The 16,509-nt window shown below is 52.1% G+C and carries 16 protein-coding genes; 3 read left to right on the top strand and 13 right to left on the bottom strand.

Annotated elements, in window-relative coordinates; translation table 11 throughout:
* Positions 1-8: 8 nt before the first annotated feature.
* The 12 genes from ACI43T_RS00660 to ACI43T_RS00605 form a co-directional block, all read right to left on the bottom strand.
* A complete protein-coding gene (locus tag ACI43T_RS00660) occupies positions 9-1,019 on the bottom strand; it encodes a hypothetical protein (RefSeq protein WP_405385247.1) in 1,011 nt (336 codons plus the stop codon).
* A gap of 176 nt (positions 1,020-1,195) precedes the next feature.
* On the bottom strand, positions 1,196-3,259 hold the full coding sequence (gene glyS, locus ACI43T_RS00655) for a glycine--tRNA ligase subunit beta (RefSeq protein WP_405385246.1): 2,064 nt from the start codon (positions 3,257-3,259) through the stop codon (positions 1,196-1,198).
* 108 nt (positions 3,260-3,367) lie between these two features.
* Entirely contained in the window at positions 3,368-4,447 is a 1,080-nt protein-coding gene (locus ACI43T_RS00650) for a glycosyltransferase family 2 protein (protein ID WP_377080140.1), read from the bottom strand.
* A 3-nt stretch (positions 4,448-4,450) separates the two neighbouring features.
* A complete protein-coding gene (locus ACI43T_RS00645) occupies positions 4,451-5,293 on the bottom strand; it encodes a glycosyltransferase (RefSeq protein WP_377080138.1) in 843 nt (280 codons plus the stop codon).
* Between the two features lie 95 nt (positions 5,294-5,388).
* Positions 5,389-7,239, bottom strand: a complete 1,851-nt coding sequence (gene msbA / locus ACI43T_RS00640) for a lipid A export permease/ATP-binding protein MsbA (RefSeq protein WP_377080136.1) — start codon at positions 7,237-7,239, stop codon at positions 5,389-5,391.
* A gap of 420 nt (positions 7,240-7,659) precedes the next feature.
* Positions 7,660-8,586, bottom strand: a complete 927-nt coding sequence (gene fabD, locus ACI43T_RS00635) for an ACP S-malonyltransferase (protein ID WP_377080132.1) — start codon at positions 8,584-8,586, stop codon at positions 7,660-7,662.
* 8 nt (positions 8,587-8,594) lie between these two features.
* Complete coding sequence (locus tag ACI43T_RS00630; protein ID WP_377080130.1) at positions 8,595-9,836, bottom strand: DUF1294 domain-containing protein; 1,242 nt, start codon at positions 9,834-9,836, stop codon at positions 8,595-8,597.
* Positions 9,837-10,052: 216 nt separating this feature from the next.
* Positions 10,053-11,015 carry a beta-ketoacyl-ACP synthase III gene (locus ACI43T_RS00625; protein ID WP_405385245.1) on the bottom strand — a complete coding sequence of 321 codons (963 nt, stop codon included), beginning with the start codon at positions 11,013-11,015 and terminating at the stop codon, positions 10,053-10,055.
* A gap of 214 nt (positions 11,016-11,229) precedes the next feature.
* Positions 11,230-12,297, bottom strand: a complete 1,068-nt coding sequence (plsX, locus tag ACI43T_RS00620; protein ID WP_009174250.1) for a phosphate acyltransferase PlsX — start codon at positions 12,295-12,297, stop codon at positions 11,230-11,232.
* Positions 12,298-12,478: 181 nt separating this feature from the next.
* Positions 12,479-13,006 carry a phosphoribosyltransferase gene (locus ACI43T_RS00615; RefSeq protein WP_293278009.1) on the bottom strand — a complete coding sequence of 176 codons (528 nt, stop codon included), beginning with the start codon at positions 13,004-13,006 and terminating at the stop codon, positions 12,479-12,481.
* Positions 13,007-13,182: 176 nt separating this feature from the next.
* A complete protein-coding gene (gene rpmF, locus ACI43T_RS00610; RefSeq protein ID WP_009174248.1) occupies positions 13,183-13,362 on the bottom strand; it encodes a 50S ribosomal protein L32 in 180 nt (59 codons plus the stop codon).
* Between the two features lie 51 nt (positions 13,363-13,413).
* A complete protein-coding gene (locus ACI43T_RS00605) occupies positions 13,414-13,911 on the bottom strand; it encodes a YceD family protein (RefSeq protein WP_009174247.1) in 498 nt (165 codons plus the stop codon).
* A 53-nt stretch (positions 13,912-13,964) separates the two neighbouring features.
* Here ACI43T_RS00605 and ACI43T_RS00600 point away from each other — a divergent pair, with 53 nt between their 5' ends.
* The 3 genes from ACI43T_RS00600 to ACI43T_RS00590 are packed head-to-tail and all read left to right on the top strand — an operon-like array spanning position 13,965 to position 16,059.
* On the top strand, positions 13,965-14,555 hold the full coding sequence (locus ACI43T_RS00600; RefSeq protein WP_405385244.1) for a Maf family protein: 591 nt from the start codon (positions 13,965-13,967) through the stop codon (positions 14,553-14,555).
* Positions 14,556-14,609: 54 nt separating this feature from the next.
* Positions 14,610-15,320, top strand: coding sequence for an SAM-dependent methyltransferase (locus ACI43T_RS00595; protein WP_405385243.1), 711 nt, complete (start codon positions 14,610-14,612; stop codon positions 15,318-15,320).
* Positions 15,321-15,351: 31 nt separating this feature from the next.
* Positions 15,352-16,059: a glutamine amidotransferase gene (locus tag ACI43T_RS00590; protein ID WP_405385242.1), complete on the top strand. Its 708-nt coding sequence runs from the start codon at positions 15,352-15,354 to the stop codon at positions 16,057-16,059.
* A gap of 94 nt (positions 16,060-16,153) precedes the next feature.
* On the opposite strand, the gene hpf is transcribed toward ACI43T_RS00590, so the two are convergent.
* A complete protein-coding gene (gene hpf / locus ACI43T_RS00585; RefSeq protein ID WP_009174243.1) occupies positions 16,154-16,468 on the bottom strand; it encodes a ribosome hibernation-promoting factor, HPF/YfiA family in 315 nt (104 codons plus the stop codon).
* Between the last annotated feature and the right edge of the window lie 41 nt (positions 16,469-16,509).

Here is a 16,509-nt window from a genome sequence, read left to right as displayed (position 1 = left end):
GTATCTGTTTATGCTTCGTCTGATATGTCGAGGATTCGGCGGACCCAGTTGCCGAAGGCGTATCGGGCTTTTATTTCTTCAGGAAGCGGATGGTAAGGCCGTCTGAAAAAGTCTTGCAAGCCTTCGGGGTTTTCTCCGTCCCAAATAAAGATGTTGTCGGGATGGTAGAAGTCGCATTCCGCTACGGCCTGATTGGTGGTAATCAGTTTTTTGTCGAAACACAGGGCGTCGAATACGCGGAAAGACAGACCGTAATTTTCAAATTGGACAAAATCGACGACTGCCAGGCAGTTTTTGACCTTTTGCAGGTTTTGCTCGAAGCTCAGGATGCTTTGTCTGTCTAAATAGGTAATGCCGTCGTTGCCGAAAATTTTGCTTGCGCGGTCGTCTTTGCAGTAGATGTGGAAATCCAAAGGCAGCCCCAGTCTGCGTGCTTCATCGAGAAAAACGGAGGTTTGATGTTCTCTGCCTGCTTCGTAGCCGCCTAAAAAATAAAGGCCTTCCGTTTTTCCGTTTCCGTCAATCGGAAAATCGAAATAGAAATTGGTGGTTGCTTTGAAACGGTGTTGGGGGTATTTCTCCACATCGTTTTTATTGAACACCCAGCAGCGGTCAAAATAGGGCAGATATTCGATGATGTCGGGGAAACGGTCGATACCGTCCCATTGGTAGTTGACGCATACTTTGCTGTGTTCGCGGATGGCGGAAATGATTTCTTTGGGATAAATATTGGCGCGGATGCAAAGGGCGTAGTCTGCTTTGCCGCCTTCCAAAGAAGCCAGTTTTTCGGCTATCTGCTTGCGGTAGCGGGAATATTTCAGTTTTTTCTTATAATCGCCGTCTTTTTTAATGTGTTTATGATACAAACCGAGAATACGGCAGCCTATGTGCGGATAGTATGAGTCCCTGTCGTCGTAACAGAGATTGATGACATTGAAGCCGTGGAAGCGCAGGTTTTTCTCTATGCACTTGTCCAACCCGTACATATAGGGAACGGCCAGTATGATGGTTTTACTCATATGAAAATACTAAATGCGGAAAATTCATAGTCGGGTGAACAGATTATGTCGGAATATTATTTGTGGGACATGTAGTTAAATGCGTGCCGTAGGTTTTGACAGGGAATTTTATAAATTCCGGCGTCAAAACGGGATAAAGCATTTAACTACAGGATGCTTTTTGATAATAATCGGCCTCACTCGCCCAATACCGCAATATCCGCTACCGCGTTCATCTGCTCTGCCAAGCGGTTCAGCAGGTTCAGGCGGTTTTGCTTCACTGCGGGGTCTTCCGCCATTACCATCACGCCGTCGAAGAAGGCATCGACTTGCGGTTTGACGGAAGCCAGTTCGGACAAGGCCGTCTGAAAATTGCCTTCGGCAACAGCGGCGGCAATTTTCGGCTGCAAGCCTTGTGCGGCGGCGTACAGGGCTTTTTCTTCATCTTGTTGCAGCAGGCTTTCATTGACTTCGCCCAACTCGGCATCGGCTTTTTTCAGCAGGTTTTGCACGCGTTTGTTGGCGGCGGCGAGCGCGGCGGCTTCGGGCAGTTGCTTGAACGCGGTAACAGCTTGCAGTTTGGCGGTCAAATCGTCCAAACGGCGCGGCTGTTTGGCAAGTACGGCGGCAACAATGTCTTGCGGATAGTCGTTTTGCAACAACACGGCAAGGCGCGCCTGCATGAAGTCGGCGGTTTCAGACGGCGTTTTTTCGTTGAGCAAACCTTTGGGGAAGCTGTCGAAGGTCGTCTGAATCAGCTCGTTTACGTCCAAACCATACTGCATTAGCATCCGCAAAATACCCAAGGCGGCGCGGCGCAGGGCGTAGGGGTCTTTGTCGCCGGTCGGAATCAGGCCGATGCCCCAAATGCCGACCAAGGTTTCCAGTTTGTCGGCCAGCGCCACGGCGGTAGCAACTTTGCCGTTCGGAAGGTTGTCGCCGGCAAAACGCGGTTGATAGTGCTGTTCGACGGCTTCGGCGATTTCTTCGGTTTCGCCGTCCAAACGGGCGTAGTATTTGCCCATCGTGCCTTGCAGTTCGGGGAACTCGCCGACCATTTCGGTAACCAAGTCGGCTTTCGCCAAACGCGCGGCGCGTTCGGCTGCGGCAGCGTCCACGCCTAAAGCCTTGGCGATGTGGGCGGCAATGCTTTGCAGGCGTTCGATGCGTTCGGCTTGCGAGCCGATTTTGTTGTGATAAACCACGTTTGCCAGCTTGGGCAGGCGGCTTTCCAAAGTCGCTTTTTGGTCTTGCTTGTAGAAGAACTCGGCATCAGACAGGCGCGCGCGTAAGACGCGTTCGTTGCCTTGGATGATGTGCGACGGGTCTTCGGTTTGCAGGTTGGAGACCAGCAGGAAGCGGTTCATCAGCTTGCCGTTTTGGTCGAGCAGCGGGAAGTATTTTTGGTTTTGCTGCATGGTCAGAATCAGGCATTCTTGCGGCACGGCGAGGAAATGCTCTTCAAAACCGGCTTCCAAAACAACGGGGTATTCGACCAGCGCGGTCACTTCGTCCAGCAGGGCTTCATCGGCGGCAACGGTCGCTTTCAGACGGCCTGCCTGCTCGTTTAAGGCCGTCTGAATCGCAGCTTTGCGCTCGGCAAATGAAGCGACGACTTTGCCTTGCTCGCGCATTTGTGCGGCGTAGCTGTCGGCGTTTTCAATGGTGATTTCGCCGTTGGACAGGAAGCGGTGTCCCAAGGTTTGATTGCTGCTTTGCAGACCCAAGACGCTGACGTTCACAATGTCGTCGCCATGCAGCACAATCAGCCCGTGAACGGGGCGCACGAAGGTAAACGTGCTGCTGCCCCAACGCATCACTTTCGGAATCGGCAGTTTCTTAACGGCTTGATTGATAATGTCTTCCAAAAGTTCGCCCAACGGTTTGCCGGTTTGGACGTATTCGTAGGCGTACACATCCTGCTTGCCGTCGTGGACGATGGTCAAGTCTTCGATTTTCGCCCCCGCACCGCGTGCAAAACCTTCTAAAGCCTTGGTCGGCGCACCGTCTTTCATGGCATTGGCCACGGCTGGGCCTTTTTTCACGATTTTTTGATCGGCTTGCACGGCTTTGACATTTTTGATTTGAACGGCCAAACGGCGCGGCGAGGCGTAGGCAGTAAATTCGGCTGTGCCGTCAATCAGTTGCGCTTTTTCCAAGCCTTCGGTAACAGAAGCGGCGAAGTGGTTGCCTAAATTATTCAGGGCTTTTGGGGGGAGTTCTTCGGTAAGGAGTTCGATTAAAAGGGTTTGGGTTGTCATGGGTAACTTTCTGTTGTCTTGCTCATATATTATTGGTTGAGTTGCTTGTTGTGAACTTTGGTATAAACAGCCGTTAAATTCTAAGTTGTTAAGCAATAAGAATGGTGGCTATTTTGTAGATTTTATTTTTCTAAAGCGGATTTGACTTTCTATGAGATATAAAGGAGCCATTAATAACCAACAGGGTGATAGTAATAATTTATTTAATTCTTGTTGTGCTAGTTCTGGAGAACTAGGTATTGAGCGCCGTTTTTTAGGTCGACGGCGGATAAACCAGTTAATTTTTTTTATAAAACGGATGATTTCCCATGTATATGAATGATAGATTCTATTTAGAAGAGTTTGTGCATCGATATTATTAAAACTGGATGAGTTAGGATGAAAAGGAACAGAGAGATGTTGTGCTTCCAATTCGTCTATCCACCAACCAAATTGTTCCCTTTTTAATTCATTTAATTTTCGAGTAGATGTTTCCCATTGAGTACACCTTTTATGAAATTCTGTTTTAGTCAATCCGGCTGCAAGGATGGTATTACTACCATCTGAACGGGTACAGTATTCGGCACTGAAACCTTGAACATAAATAGGTTCGTGTTTAAACGCCAGACGTAATAAAAAATCGTAATCCTCATGTTTATCTAAGGTTTCGTTAATTTTACCAATGCTTTTAACCTTATCATAGTTCATTACGAATGAATGGATAGGAATGAAATTAGCCTTAATGTGTTCAAGAAAAGAATATCCGTTTCTTTTAAAAGGAGTTTCTCTTGCAATTAATTGATCATTGTTATTAAATTTAGAGAGAATGACATCGCTGTATGACCATGCCGCACAATCATCTACTAATGGCTTGATTAAGTTTTCATAGTGACTGGGGTAAACTTTATCGTCATCATCTAAGAATGCCACAAATCTACTTTTTACTGCATCTAATCCTATGTTTAGGCTATGTGAACGCGCATCTGTTTTAGAGGTATGTTCGAAATATTGAATATCTTGGAAATAATGTTTCCATTTTTGAATTATGTTTTTAATTTTTTCAGTAGAGTCGGTATCTTTTAGTTTTTGGCATACAACAATAATCGTAATAGATGTATATGTTTGTCCTGTTAAAATAAACAAACATTTGTCAAGGAATTTCTCGCGTCTAGGCATAGTGCGGATAATTATAGATAATGATTTATTCATTTTTTAGCTCCACATCTGTTGAGAAAATACAAGACCATGGTGGAAGTCGGGGTTTGCGCGCTTTACTTCTTCAAAACTATGTTGTTGTAAAGCAGCTATATCTTTTTCCAAGTCCGACTCAGGGACGTCACAGTATTTTGACCATTGTTGTAATGCGATTTTTTTAAATTTATCAGATCGCCATTTATGGGCAAGATAGGATGCGGCTTTCCATATCTCCTGCTCTCGAGATTGTCGCTCCATTGCATAGTGGAAAAAGTATGATTCAGGACATGTATAACAATTAAATCCGGAGGCTTTTACTCGCCAAGATAAATCTACATCTTCACAATAAAGGAAAAAGTCTTCATCATAACCGTTTATTATTTTGTAGATTGTTGTAGGAATAAGCAGACATGCTCCGGAACACCATGCGGTAACACCTGTATGAGCGTCAAAAACTTTTGGATGCATAATAGGCTCTTGAATTGACTCAAATATACCATTCCAATCATTTATATGTGCCATTGTAATTAGGCGATCTAGAGCTTCGTCATGCCAAAAACCGTCTGGGTTAAAACAGATATATGCCTTACTTTGAGGAGAAATTCTGGAGAATAATTCGTTATGGCCTTTCCCAAAGCCTATATTTTCGCCTTGATAGGCTTTGATATTCTGCCAGTTGTTTTGTTGGATAAGAGCTTCGATTTCTTGTAATACTCTTGACCTTCCTTGATTTCTGATAATTATCTCAATCTGTTCTATATCGTAAGTTTGGCTATATATAGAATCTAGACATCTTTTGATTTCACTAATTGAATTGTTAAAAGTGATGATACCAATACTAATCAAAGGGTTTTCTCGCATGATTTGATTGCCTTAAAGAAATATTATGGGAGATAACATATTTTAATATTTTACATTAATTAATTTTTCTCATGTAAATTAGATAATGTTTAAAACTAACCTGTGATTTTCGGCATGTTGCGCAGCATGGCGTAGTAGCCGTTTTGGGCCATCAGTTCGCTGTGCGAACCTTGCTCGACGATATGGCCGTCGTCCATGACGATGATGCGGTCGGCTTGTTCGACGGTGGTCAGGCGGTGGGCGACGATGATGCTGGTGCGGTTTTCCATCAGGCGTTCGAGAGCTTGTTGGACGAGGCGTTCGGATTCGTTGTCCAGTGCGCTGGTGGCTTCGTCCAAGAGCAGGATGGGGGCATCTTTCAGGATGGCGCGGGCAATAGCGACGCGCTGCCGCTGTCCGCCGGAGAGCTGGTTGCCGTTTGCGCCTATGGGTTGGTGCAGGCCGTGCGGCGAGTTTTCGACCAAGTCTTGCAGATTGGCGGCTTTGAGGGCGGCTGAAACTTCTTCTTCGCTGGCTTCGGGGCGGCTGTAACGCACGTTTGCCAAAAGGGTGTCGTCAAACAGGAAAACGTCTTGGGAGACTAGGGCGAATTGCGCGCGCAAGTCGGTCAGTCTGACGTCGGCGATGTTGATGCCGTCGAGATAGATTGCGCCTGCGCTCGGCTCCACAAAGCGCGGCAGCAGGTTGACGACGGTGGATTTGCCGCTGCCGGAGCGGCCGACCAAGGCGACGCGTTCGCCCTGGCGGATGTCGAGGTTGAATCCGTCTAGGGCTTTTTTGCCGTCTTCGCGGTAGCGTACGTCAATGTTTTCGAATTTCAGACGGCCTGAAACGTTTTGCAGGTTTTGGGTGCCGGTATCTTTTTCGGGTTCGGTATCTAAAAACTGGCAGACGGCATCTGATGCTAAAAACATGGTCTGCATGGGGATGCTGATATTGGCCAGATTTTTGATGGGACTGAGCATTTGCAGCATGGCAACGATAAAGGCCATAAATTCGCCGATGGTGGTATAGCCTTTCTGGCTCTGCCAGAGTGCGATGAATATGACGACGGCCAGCGCGAACGAGGCGATTAATTCGCTGAACGGGGAACGGGCGGCGGTGGCTTGGGTGATTTTTTTACCCAAGCGGACGATGGTGTCGTTGACGGCGGTGAAGCGTTCGGCCGCCTGACGTTGGCCGCCGAACAGTTTGACGACGCGATGCCCCTGATGCACCTCGTTGACGACGTTGTTCATGGTGCCGATACTGAGTTGCGAACTGGCGATGATGCTTTTCAGGCGGTTGCGGTAGTAGCGCGACAGTAACGACAGCAGTGGAAACATCAGGGCGACAATCAGGCTGAGCTGCCAGTTCAGATAGAGCAATACGCAAACCAGTCCGATGACGATCATAGTGTCGCGGGTCAGGACGATAAATACGTTGCTGGCGTTGCTGATAGACTGTTCGGCCATATGTACCAAGTTCATTAACACGGTGCCGGGGGGCGTTTCTTGATGGAATTTGGAGGACAGCAGCAGCATTTTGTTGAACATGTCGCGGCGGACGTGGCTGATGGCCATGACGGACACCCATGTCAGCAAATAGGTGCTGACGAAGCGGCAGATGCCGCGGATGATGACCAAAATGATAAAAAAGACCGGCACAATCCAGACCTTATTGGATGTGCCCCAAATCATGTGCGTGAATTGCGCTTTCCAGTTTTGCAGGGTGGCGACGATACCGGCGGCGGTATTGAGTTCCGGCGGGGCGGAAGGCGCGGCGAAACCTTGGTTGACCAAAGGTGCGATAAAGGCGGCCAGATAGCTTTCAGTGGCGGCAACGCCGAAGATGGCGAGCAGGGCGCAGATAATGCGGGCCTTATAGGGACGGACGTAGTCCATCAGACGCATGAAGTTATGCGAATCTTCTTTGGTAAAAAGGCCGAAGGTCAGTTTTTCTATCATGGCTTTGGATTCTGCGGGAAGTGGTTGGCGGTCGTTTCGGTTTAGGGGTAAGGCCGCGCCGGTCGGTCTTTCTTAATTGGCGAACCGTATAATTTCAGACGGCCTCAACGACGGAGGCCGTCTGAAATTATATCTCAGGATGAGGATTATCGTGACGAAATTAATGATACTCTTTGCAAAAGGCGGTGATTCCGGCCGGGGAACCCTGTATTTCAGACGGCCTGCCGAGTTTGGAAAAGAAGGATTCAGCGGATAATTGGCTGCCTGTAAAGCAATGAGGGCTTGGGACGGCAAATCATTTTTATTTTGTACGATGGCGGCGCAAACAAAAACCGCAGGCTTTAAAAAACGGTGTCCTGCGGTTTTTGTTTGCATATCGGCGGCGGAGCGCGTCGTACGAATCTTATATTTCAGACAATATCAATGCGTTTCGACGAAGGCCGTTACCTGCTCGATATTGGTTAACGCGGTGCAGACCGCTTCTTTGTTGATGCGTTTGGCCAAACCTGCCAGCACCTTGCCCGGGCCGCATTCGGCGGATTCGGTGAGGCCGTCTGAAACCAGCGCGTTGACGGTTTCCGTCCAGCGCACGGGGCTGTAGAGCTGGCGGACTAAGGTATCTTTGATTTTCTCGGCGTCGTCGTAGGATGCGACGTCGGCATTATGGATGACGCGGATTTTCGGGCGGTCGATTTTCACGCTTTGCAGCGCCTCGGCCAGTTTCTCGGCGGCCGGTTTCATCAGGCTGCAATGCGAGGGCACGGACACGGGCAGCGGCAAGGCGCGCTTGGCACCCGCTTCCTTGGCGGCATTTATGGCACGTTCGACGGCAGCGGCGTGGCCGGCAATCACCACTTGTCCGGGGGAGTTGAAATTCACTGCTTCTACCACTTCACCCTGTGCGGCTGCGGCACAAAGGGCTTTGACTTGCTCGTCTTCCAGCCCCAGCACGGCAGCCATCGCGCCCGCACCCTGCGGAACGGCCGCCTGCATCAGTTCGGCACGCAGGCGGACGAGTCTGACGGCATCGGCAAACGACAGGGCATCGGCGGCAACAAGGGCGGTATATTCGCCCAAGCTGTGTCCGGCGACGGCGGCGGGTGTTTTGCCGCCTGCCTCCAGATAGGCGCGGTAAGTCGCTACGCCGGCGGCCAGCATGATGGGTTGGGTGTTGACGGTTTGGCCGATGATGTCGGCGTCGCTGCCGTTAATCATGGCCCACAGGTCTTGGCCGAGAATGCCGGCTGCTTCGTCGAAGGTGGCTTTAACGACGGTTCGGCCGTCAAAGCCGCTCATCATGCCGAGGCTTTGCGAACCTTGTCCGGGAAAGAAAAATGCAAAAGACATGGGATTCCTTAGTTTCGTAAGAGGGAAATAAACGGTTTGTCGGCATAATGTATCAGCAGAGCGTAGGTAATGGCAATATTGACGGCGGCAGTCAGCCAGAATTTGCGCACGAAAGGAACTTTGCTGGTTTTGTGGTTCAATGCGTTGCGGGCAATCAGCGCGCCAGGCCAGCCGCCGAACAAACCGAGTTTGTGCAACAGGTTTTCGGGAATGCGGCCGAGGTAGCCGCTGTCTTTTTTATTGTTTTTTTTCAATGCAATCCGTTTGTCTTCGCGGTAATACCAAAAGGTTGCGGCGGATACAAGCAGATACACGGCGGCAAGTTTCCTCGACAACAAGGAGACCGCGCCCAAATAAGCGGCGGAGGCGACGATTCCGCCCAGCAGATTGATGATATTGATTGGCAGGGATTGCTGCGGACGGTCGTCTGACAGCCTTGCTTCGTCGCCGCGCAACACCACGCGCGCTGCTTTTTGCTTGCCGCAGCCGTTGGCGGGATGGCAGTAAAAGCTGACGGCCTGGCCGGTTTTCGGGCGGCGGTTGGTATAGTGGAAGGCGCTGATGTGGAAGAAGATATTGTGGGTTTTGCTGCCGTAGTTGATGAAGCCGTAACCTTTTGCGTCATCCCAACTGATAATAGAACCTTTTATGATGCGGTTGACCGGCAGGTTTTCGGTCGTTGCCTGCGTTTGGGCTTTGTGGACGGTTTCTTCCGTCGGCGCGGTCGGAGGCAATGGGATGCTTCCTTTCGGCAAATCTGCCGCAACCGGCCGGACGCGCGGGGAAGGTTCTTTCTTTGCGGGAACCGTTTGTTCTAGGATGACGGCTTCTTTCAGCAACCATTGGCCGTTGCTGTGCTGGCACAGGCGGCCTTCCAGGAGTTCGCCGATTTCGGGCACGCGGGTTTGGTCGGTGAGAAACTGACCCAAGACGAATACGGGGCGGCCTTTGTTTTTTTTGCTGCTGCCGTAACCGCCGTTTTGCTGGAAGTCCCATTCTTCCAACGTAATGACGGTTTTTTCGTCAGGATGATAATCGGGGACGGGGGAGACATCGTGTGCGACGGGCTGCTTTTCGCCGGCATCCAGATAAAAGCCGACACGGTCGCCCGATTTCGGTGAGAGGTAGTCTGCGGTGAGCGATTGTCCGTCGGCGAAAATCCGTTGCGCCGAATCATCGGGGAGGATGGAGCCGCGGTGCAAATCGTTAAACCAGTGAACGATGGTCCCGTAATATTTTTTTTGTTCCATTGTTGTTATGATAAGTTGATTGTTATGGATTCCGCCGTCCGTATTTTTGTTAAATCGCCCATGCGGATGGAAAAACGGATTAGCGGCAATATGGTAAATTTCGTAAATTATACCAACTTATCATAACCATTGTTAATGAAAATATGCAAAGGCCGTCTGAAAAAAGCGGAATGTCGGTTTTCCACTTTTTTCAGACGGCCTTTCGGGTGTTTCCGGTCAGTATTTCAGCAACACCGCGCCCCATGCGAAGCCGCCGCCTATACCTTCAAGCAGCAGGTTGTGGCCGCGTTGGATTTGCCCGCTTTGGATACCGGCGTCCAAAGCCAGCGGGATGGAGGCGGCGGAAGTGTTGCCGTGGTCCTGTACGGTCAGTATGACTTTTTCCATGCCCAAGCCCAAGTGTTTGGCCGTGGATTCGATGATGCGTTTGTTGGCCTGATGTGGAACGAGCCAATCGACTTGGTCGGGCGTCATGCCTGCTTCCTGAATCACTTCTTCCGCCACTTTGGCCAGCATTTTGACGGCGAATTTGAAAACGCCCGGACCGTCCATTTTAATGTACGGCGTACCGCAGATTTGGCCGTTGGCAATTTGGCCGGGAACATTGAGCAGGTCGAGATAGTTGCCGTCCGCCTGCAATTTGCCGTGAATGATGCCGGGTTCGTCGGCTGCGCCCAGTACCACCGCTCCGGCGCCGTCGCCGAACAGCACGCAGGTCGTCCGGTCGCTCCAGTCGAGAATGCGGCTGAACGTTTCTGCGCCGATAACCAAAACTTTCTTTGCCATGCCGCTTTTGACATAGGCATCGGCAGTGTTGAGGGCGTACATAAATCCTGCGCATACGGCCTGTACGTCGAACGCGGGACAGCCGTTGGTCATGCCGAGTTTGTGTTGTACGATGGTGGCGGTGGAGGGGAACTGCATATCGGGTGTGGCGGTGGCGACGATAATCAGGTCGATTTCGTCTGCCGAGATGCCTGCGGCGGCCAGTGCGCGGCGGGCGGATTCTGCAGCCAGATCACTGGTTTTTTCGTTTTCGTCTGCAATATGGCGGAACTTGATACCGGTGCGTGTGGTTATCCATTCGTCGGATGTGTCCACTTTTTGCGCCAAGTCGTCGTTGCTGATGCGGTTGGCGGGAAGGTAGCTGCCTGTTCCGAGAATTTTGGCATATTGCATGTGTAGCCTCTGAGATTTTGTTTAAATTGGAATGCCGGCTATTGTAAGCGAAAACGGGTATGTTTCCCAATGGAAAACGCAGTTTTGCAAAGTGAAACAAATGTTTCGGGAAAAGGCCAGTCGGATATGTTTGGATAAGCGGAGAGGCCGTCTGAAAAAACAGCGAAGGGATTTTCAGACGGCCTCACTGGGGATGCGGAATTTGATATTGGCTTTATTGGGTTTCGTTTGCCGTTTCGCCTTCGGCGGCTTCTTGGGCGCGTGCTTCGTCCAAAGCGGCAAGCTGAACGGCCACGCCTTGCTCGATTTTCGATAAACTGGCGGCGCGCGCTTCGTGGCAGGCTTCTTCCAGCGCGTACATAAAGCCGGTTTGGTCGGTGCCGCCGTGGCTTTTAATGACGACGCCGCGCAGGCCGAGGAAAATCGCACCGTTGAATTTGCGCGGGTCGAGTTTGTTTTTCATGCCTTTCAAGGCGGGGATGGCGGCGACGGCGGCCAGTTTGTTGAACAGGGTGCGCTGAAATTCTTCCCTGATGGCGCTGCCCATGAATTTAACCGCGCCCTCGATGGTTTTCAACATAATGTTACCGACAAAGCCGTCGGCGACAACCACATCCACTTCGCCGGTAAAAACGCTGTTGCCTTCCACGTTGCCGACGAAATTCAGTTTGCTGCCCCGCAGCAGTTTGAATGTCTGTTTGGCCGTGTCCGTGCCTTTGATGTCTTCCGTGCCGACGTTCAACAACCCGACGCGCGGACGGCCTTTTTCGGGATAGAGTGCCTGAAAAAGCTCGCTGCCGATGACGGCGAACTGCGTCAGTTGGTCGGCATTGCAATCCACGTTCGCACCTAAGTCGAGCACCAGCGTCATGTGGTTGCCCGCGGAAGGAATGAATTTGGCTATGGCAGGGCGTTCGATACCGGCCATGGTTTTCAGTACGAAGCGGGCGGTGGCCATCAGCGCGCCGGTGTTGCCGGCGGAAACAGCGGCTTGCGCGTTGCCTTCTTTGACTTGGTTGATGGCGATGCGCATGGATGAATCTTTTTTGTTTTTCAGGGCGGATTGGGGGGCTTCATCCATTTCCACCACCTGAGTTGCGTGTTGGATGGTGATACGCTCCATCGGCGCGCCGGCCTCGGCAAGCGCCTTGCGGACGGCAGCTTCGTCGCCGACCATAATCAGTCGTACATCCCGCTGCTGTTTCAGGAATGCGGCGGCTCCGGGAGCGGTAACTGCCAAACCCGAATCGCCGCCCATGGCATCTACGGCCAATGTAATCATGCTTGTCTCCGTATTCCTGCTATAGAACGTGCGTTTTCCTATTTTGGGGCTGTATTTTCAGTCCCGATTTCCGGTTTTCAGAAATGCTTTTTTCAAAAGATTATTCCGCTTCCGGACGGCATGAAAACATTTGACAGGCCGTCTGAAACAGCGGAATGCCGCTGTTGGCTGCGGACGGGAATCAGCGTTTGCTTTCTGCCGCCAAACGGTTGTGTTCGTCGATGTTTTCGGCGTCCCACGGATAATTTATCCACAAGTCTTCGACGGTAATGCCGCTGAAATAGGGGATGCCGTCGGGGATTTTGCCGGTCTTCGCCTTGATTTTCTCGTGAAGGACGGCTACGCCGACGGTGTTGAATTTCTCTTTCAAAAACTCGTTCAGACAGAATTCCATTGTAACGCGGCTGTCGTCCACTTCGTCGACGACCAAAACGTTTTTACCTTCCAGCACCTCTGGTACGGGGTCCAGCCACTGTACTTTTTTGATTTCCTCGGTAACCTGGCCTTCGTTGTCGCTGTCGTAATAGGCCGTGGTTACGGCGTAAATCGGGATTTCAAGAAAACAGCGCAACATGCGCGCAGGGATGAAGCCGCCGCCGCCGATGGCAATCATGGCATCGTATTTTATGCCCGCAGCCCGGATTTTTTCCGCCAGGTTTTTGATAACGCGGTGGATGTCGTCGTAGGTGTACCAGATTTTCTGTTTCATATCGGTTCCGCTGTTGTGTTTTGCTTTGGGGGGGGGCAGGCGGTGCGGAGGCCGGCGGAAGAACGTGTTTCGCCGGCCGGAATTCCGAGGCCGTCTGAAAGGTGGGCTGCAACACAAAAAAGCCAGTTAATTGCAAACTTCCGGCAATTTTCTGGCTTTTTTGTCGGTCGGATAAATTATTCGCCTTTTGCTTTAACCACTTTGCGGCCGCGGTACATGCCGTTGGGCGAAATGTGGTGCGGGCGGTGTACTTCGCCGGTGGTGCTGTCGACAGACAGGGCGGGAGAAGTCAGTGCGTCGTGCGAACGGTGCATACCGCGTTTGGAAGGGGATTTTTTGTTCTGTTGAACGGCCATTTCAAGCTCCTAGATAATATAAATAAAACTGTTGCCCAAAGCTGCACGGGGTTATTTCTTCAAACCGGCCAGTACGGCGAACGGATTGGGTTTGTCCTGATTGATTTGCGCCAACGGGACGTTGCCGCATTCTTCGTGGCGCGGTGAGAAAGGCAGCGCCATCAGGATTTGGTCTTCGACCAGTTCCCGCACGTCAAGCTCTTTTTCCGTCAGTATGCCTTCCAACTCGTCGTCGGCAAGCATTGCCGCGTCAAGGCTTTCGTCGTCAGCAAACAGGACGATGCGGCTGGTTTCGTCCAATTTGAACGGCATCGGCTTGATGCAGCGTTGGCAGACGAGCGGCATGTCGGCTTTGACCGTCAATTCCAAAAACAAACGCTGCAAAGAGTCGCGTCCGCCTTGCAGGGTAAACGAAATTTCGGTTTGACTGTCGGCCGGATAGTCGTGCGAACTGACGCGTTCGTCCAATTCGCCGAGCCGGAAACTGCCTTGCAGCTTCTGCTTTTCTTCGGCGAAAACCTTCGGGTCAATCAAATTAAGGTCTGACATAAACTGGGCATGATATAATTTCGGCAGTCTAACGTCAATATTTTTAAGTAAAAATGAGTGAAAAACTACCGTTGGTATTGGGGTCGGGTTCGGTGTTCCGCCGCGCGCAACTTGAGCGTCTGGGCATTGCCTTTCAGACGGCCCCGCCGGATTTCGACGAAACGCCGTTGGCGGGCGAGGGTGCGCGGGAGACTGCGCTGCGTTTGGCCGAGGGCAAGGCGCGGTCGTTGGCGGGACGGTTTCCTGCGGCGCTGGTCATCGGCGCCGACCAAGTCGCGTGGTGCGGCGGCAGGCAGTTGGGCAAGCCAATGAACGTGGCGGCGGCACAACAAATGCTGGCCGAGCTCAGCGGTAAGGTTATCGAATTTTACAGCGCAATCGTGCTTTTGAACACTGCAACGGGACGGGTGCAGCGCCATGCGGATAAAACCGTCGTTACCATGCGCGAGCTGGGCGAGGGGGATATCCGCCGTTATCTCGAACGCGAACCGGATGCGGTGTACTGCGCGGGTGCGGCGAAAAGCGAAGGGCTGGGTGCGGCGCTGCTGGCGCGGATAGACAGTACCGATCCGAACGCGCTAATCGGTCTGCCGTTATTCCGCCTGATTGATTTTCTGCGCAACGAAGGCGTTGAAATTTTGTGAGGCCGTCTGAACGATATGGCAAGGCTGTTTTCAGACGGCCTTTGAGGAAATGGAATGAATCCGGTACTTTATTTGATACCCACCCCGTTGGGTGCGCCCGATACCCCCTGCCTGCTGCCGCATGAGCAGGTGCAGATTGCAGGGCTGACTGATTTTGTGGTCGAGGCGGAGAAAACCGCGCGCCTGCATCTGAAACATTTGGGCGTAACCGCGCCGATACGGGAACTGAATCTGCAAACGTTGAACGAACACACCGATTTGAAGACGCTGCCCGATTTGCTCAAGCCGTTGCAGGAGGGCAGGAGCATGGGGATTGTCAGCGAGGCGGGTTGTCCGGCGGTGGCGGACCCCGGGGCGAATCTGGTGGCGCTGGCCCACGCGCGCGGGTTTGAGGTGCGGCCGCTGGTGGGGCCGTCCAGCCTGCTGCTGGCGCTGATGGCTTCGGGGGCAAACGGGCAGAGTTTTGCGTTCAAGGGCTATCTGCCGTCTGAAAAAGACGGGCGGATTCAGGCTTTGAAGGCGTTGGAGCAACATTCGCGCAAACACGGCGAAACGCAGATTTTCATTGAAACGCCATACCGAAACGATGCGTTGCTGGCAGATGCGGTCGGCCAGCTTCATCCGGCCACGCGGTTGTGCGTCGCCTGCGATTTGACGTTGCCGACGCAGACAATAATCAGTAAGGCTGTCGCCGATTGGCGCAAATTGAAAGAGATGCCGAACTTGAAAAAGCGGCCGGCGATTTTTGTTCTGTATGCGGCTTGAATGGTTGCAGGCCGTCTGAAAAGGAGAAGGTATGGCTGCGATTGCTGTCGTGCGCCATGTGGCGTTTGAGGATTTGGGTGTTTTGGCAGATTTGTTCGCCCGCCGCGGCGACAAGGTGGCCTATTACGAAGCGCCGGAGGCGGATTTTTCCGATGCCGCTTTGCAGGACGCGGATTTGCTGGTGGTGTTGGGCGGGCCGGTCGGGGCGTATGATGACGCACTTTATCCTTTTGTTGCGGCGGAGGCCGAATGTATCGGGCGGCGGCTGGCATCGGGCAAACCGATATTGGGCGTGTGCCTCGGTGCGCAACTGATGGCGCGGATGCTGGGGGCGGAGGTCGTGCCGATGGCCACGAAGGAAATCGGTTTTTCCCCGCTGACTTTGACTGAGGCGGGCAGGCGTTCGCCGCTGCGGCATTTGGAAAACATACCCGTGTTGCATTGGCACGGCGACCGTTATGTGCTGCCCGCCGGCGCGGTGCGGCTTGCTTATACCGATGTGTGCGGCGAACAGGCGTTCGCGCTGGGGGACAAGGTGCTGGGTTTGCAGTTCCATCTGGAGGCGGATGCGGACAGAATCGAATATTGGCTGGTCGGTCATGCTTGCGAATTGGGTGTTGCGGGGGCGGACGTGCGGCAAATCCGCGATGATGCGGCGGCATTCGGTACGCTGTTGCGTCTGGCCGGCGAGAAGACGGTGTCGGAGTGGCTGAGCGGAGCGTTGGCCGGTTCCGAATAAATAATGCAACCGATAATAAGCCGGAGGCCGTCTGAAACTGTTTTCAGACGGCCTCCGGCTTATTGGCAGACTGCTGCCGTTGTTTGTTTCCCGTTTATTCGGCGGCGGGTTTCACCGTATTGCGCACGTCGTTGCTTTTTTCTTTGTATTTCAGGACGGCGCGGTCAATTTTGTCCATCAATACGTCGACGGCGGCATACATGTCGGCTTCGACGGCTTCGACGTGCAGGTCTTTACCGGCCAAATGGATGTCGGCTTCGGCTTTATGGTTCACTTTTTCCACCGAGAGGGTAATGGCAACGGAAATCACGTTGGAAGCATGGCGGCTGATGCGCTCTAATTTCTCGGTAACATGGTTTTTGATTGCTGCGGTAACATCAAAATTCAGACCGGTAATTTTCAGATTCATAATACAGCTCCTTCGGTTGTGTAAGCCCGCCCGTGGGGCAG

The sequence above is a fragment of the Neisseria oralis genome (genome assembly GCF_045062685.1).
GTDB classification, from domain to species: Bacteria; Pseudomonadota; Gammaproteobacteria; order Burkholderiales; family Neisseriaceae; genus Neisseria; species Neisseria oralis.
The sequence above is the reverse complement of the archived record's forward strand: the minus strand, read 5'-3'. Positions and strand labels throughout refer to the sequence as shown.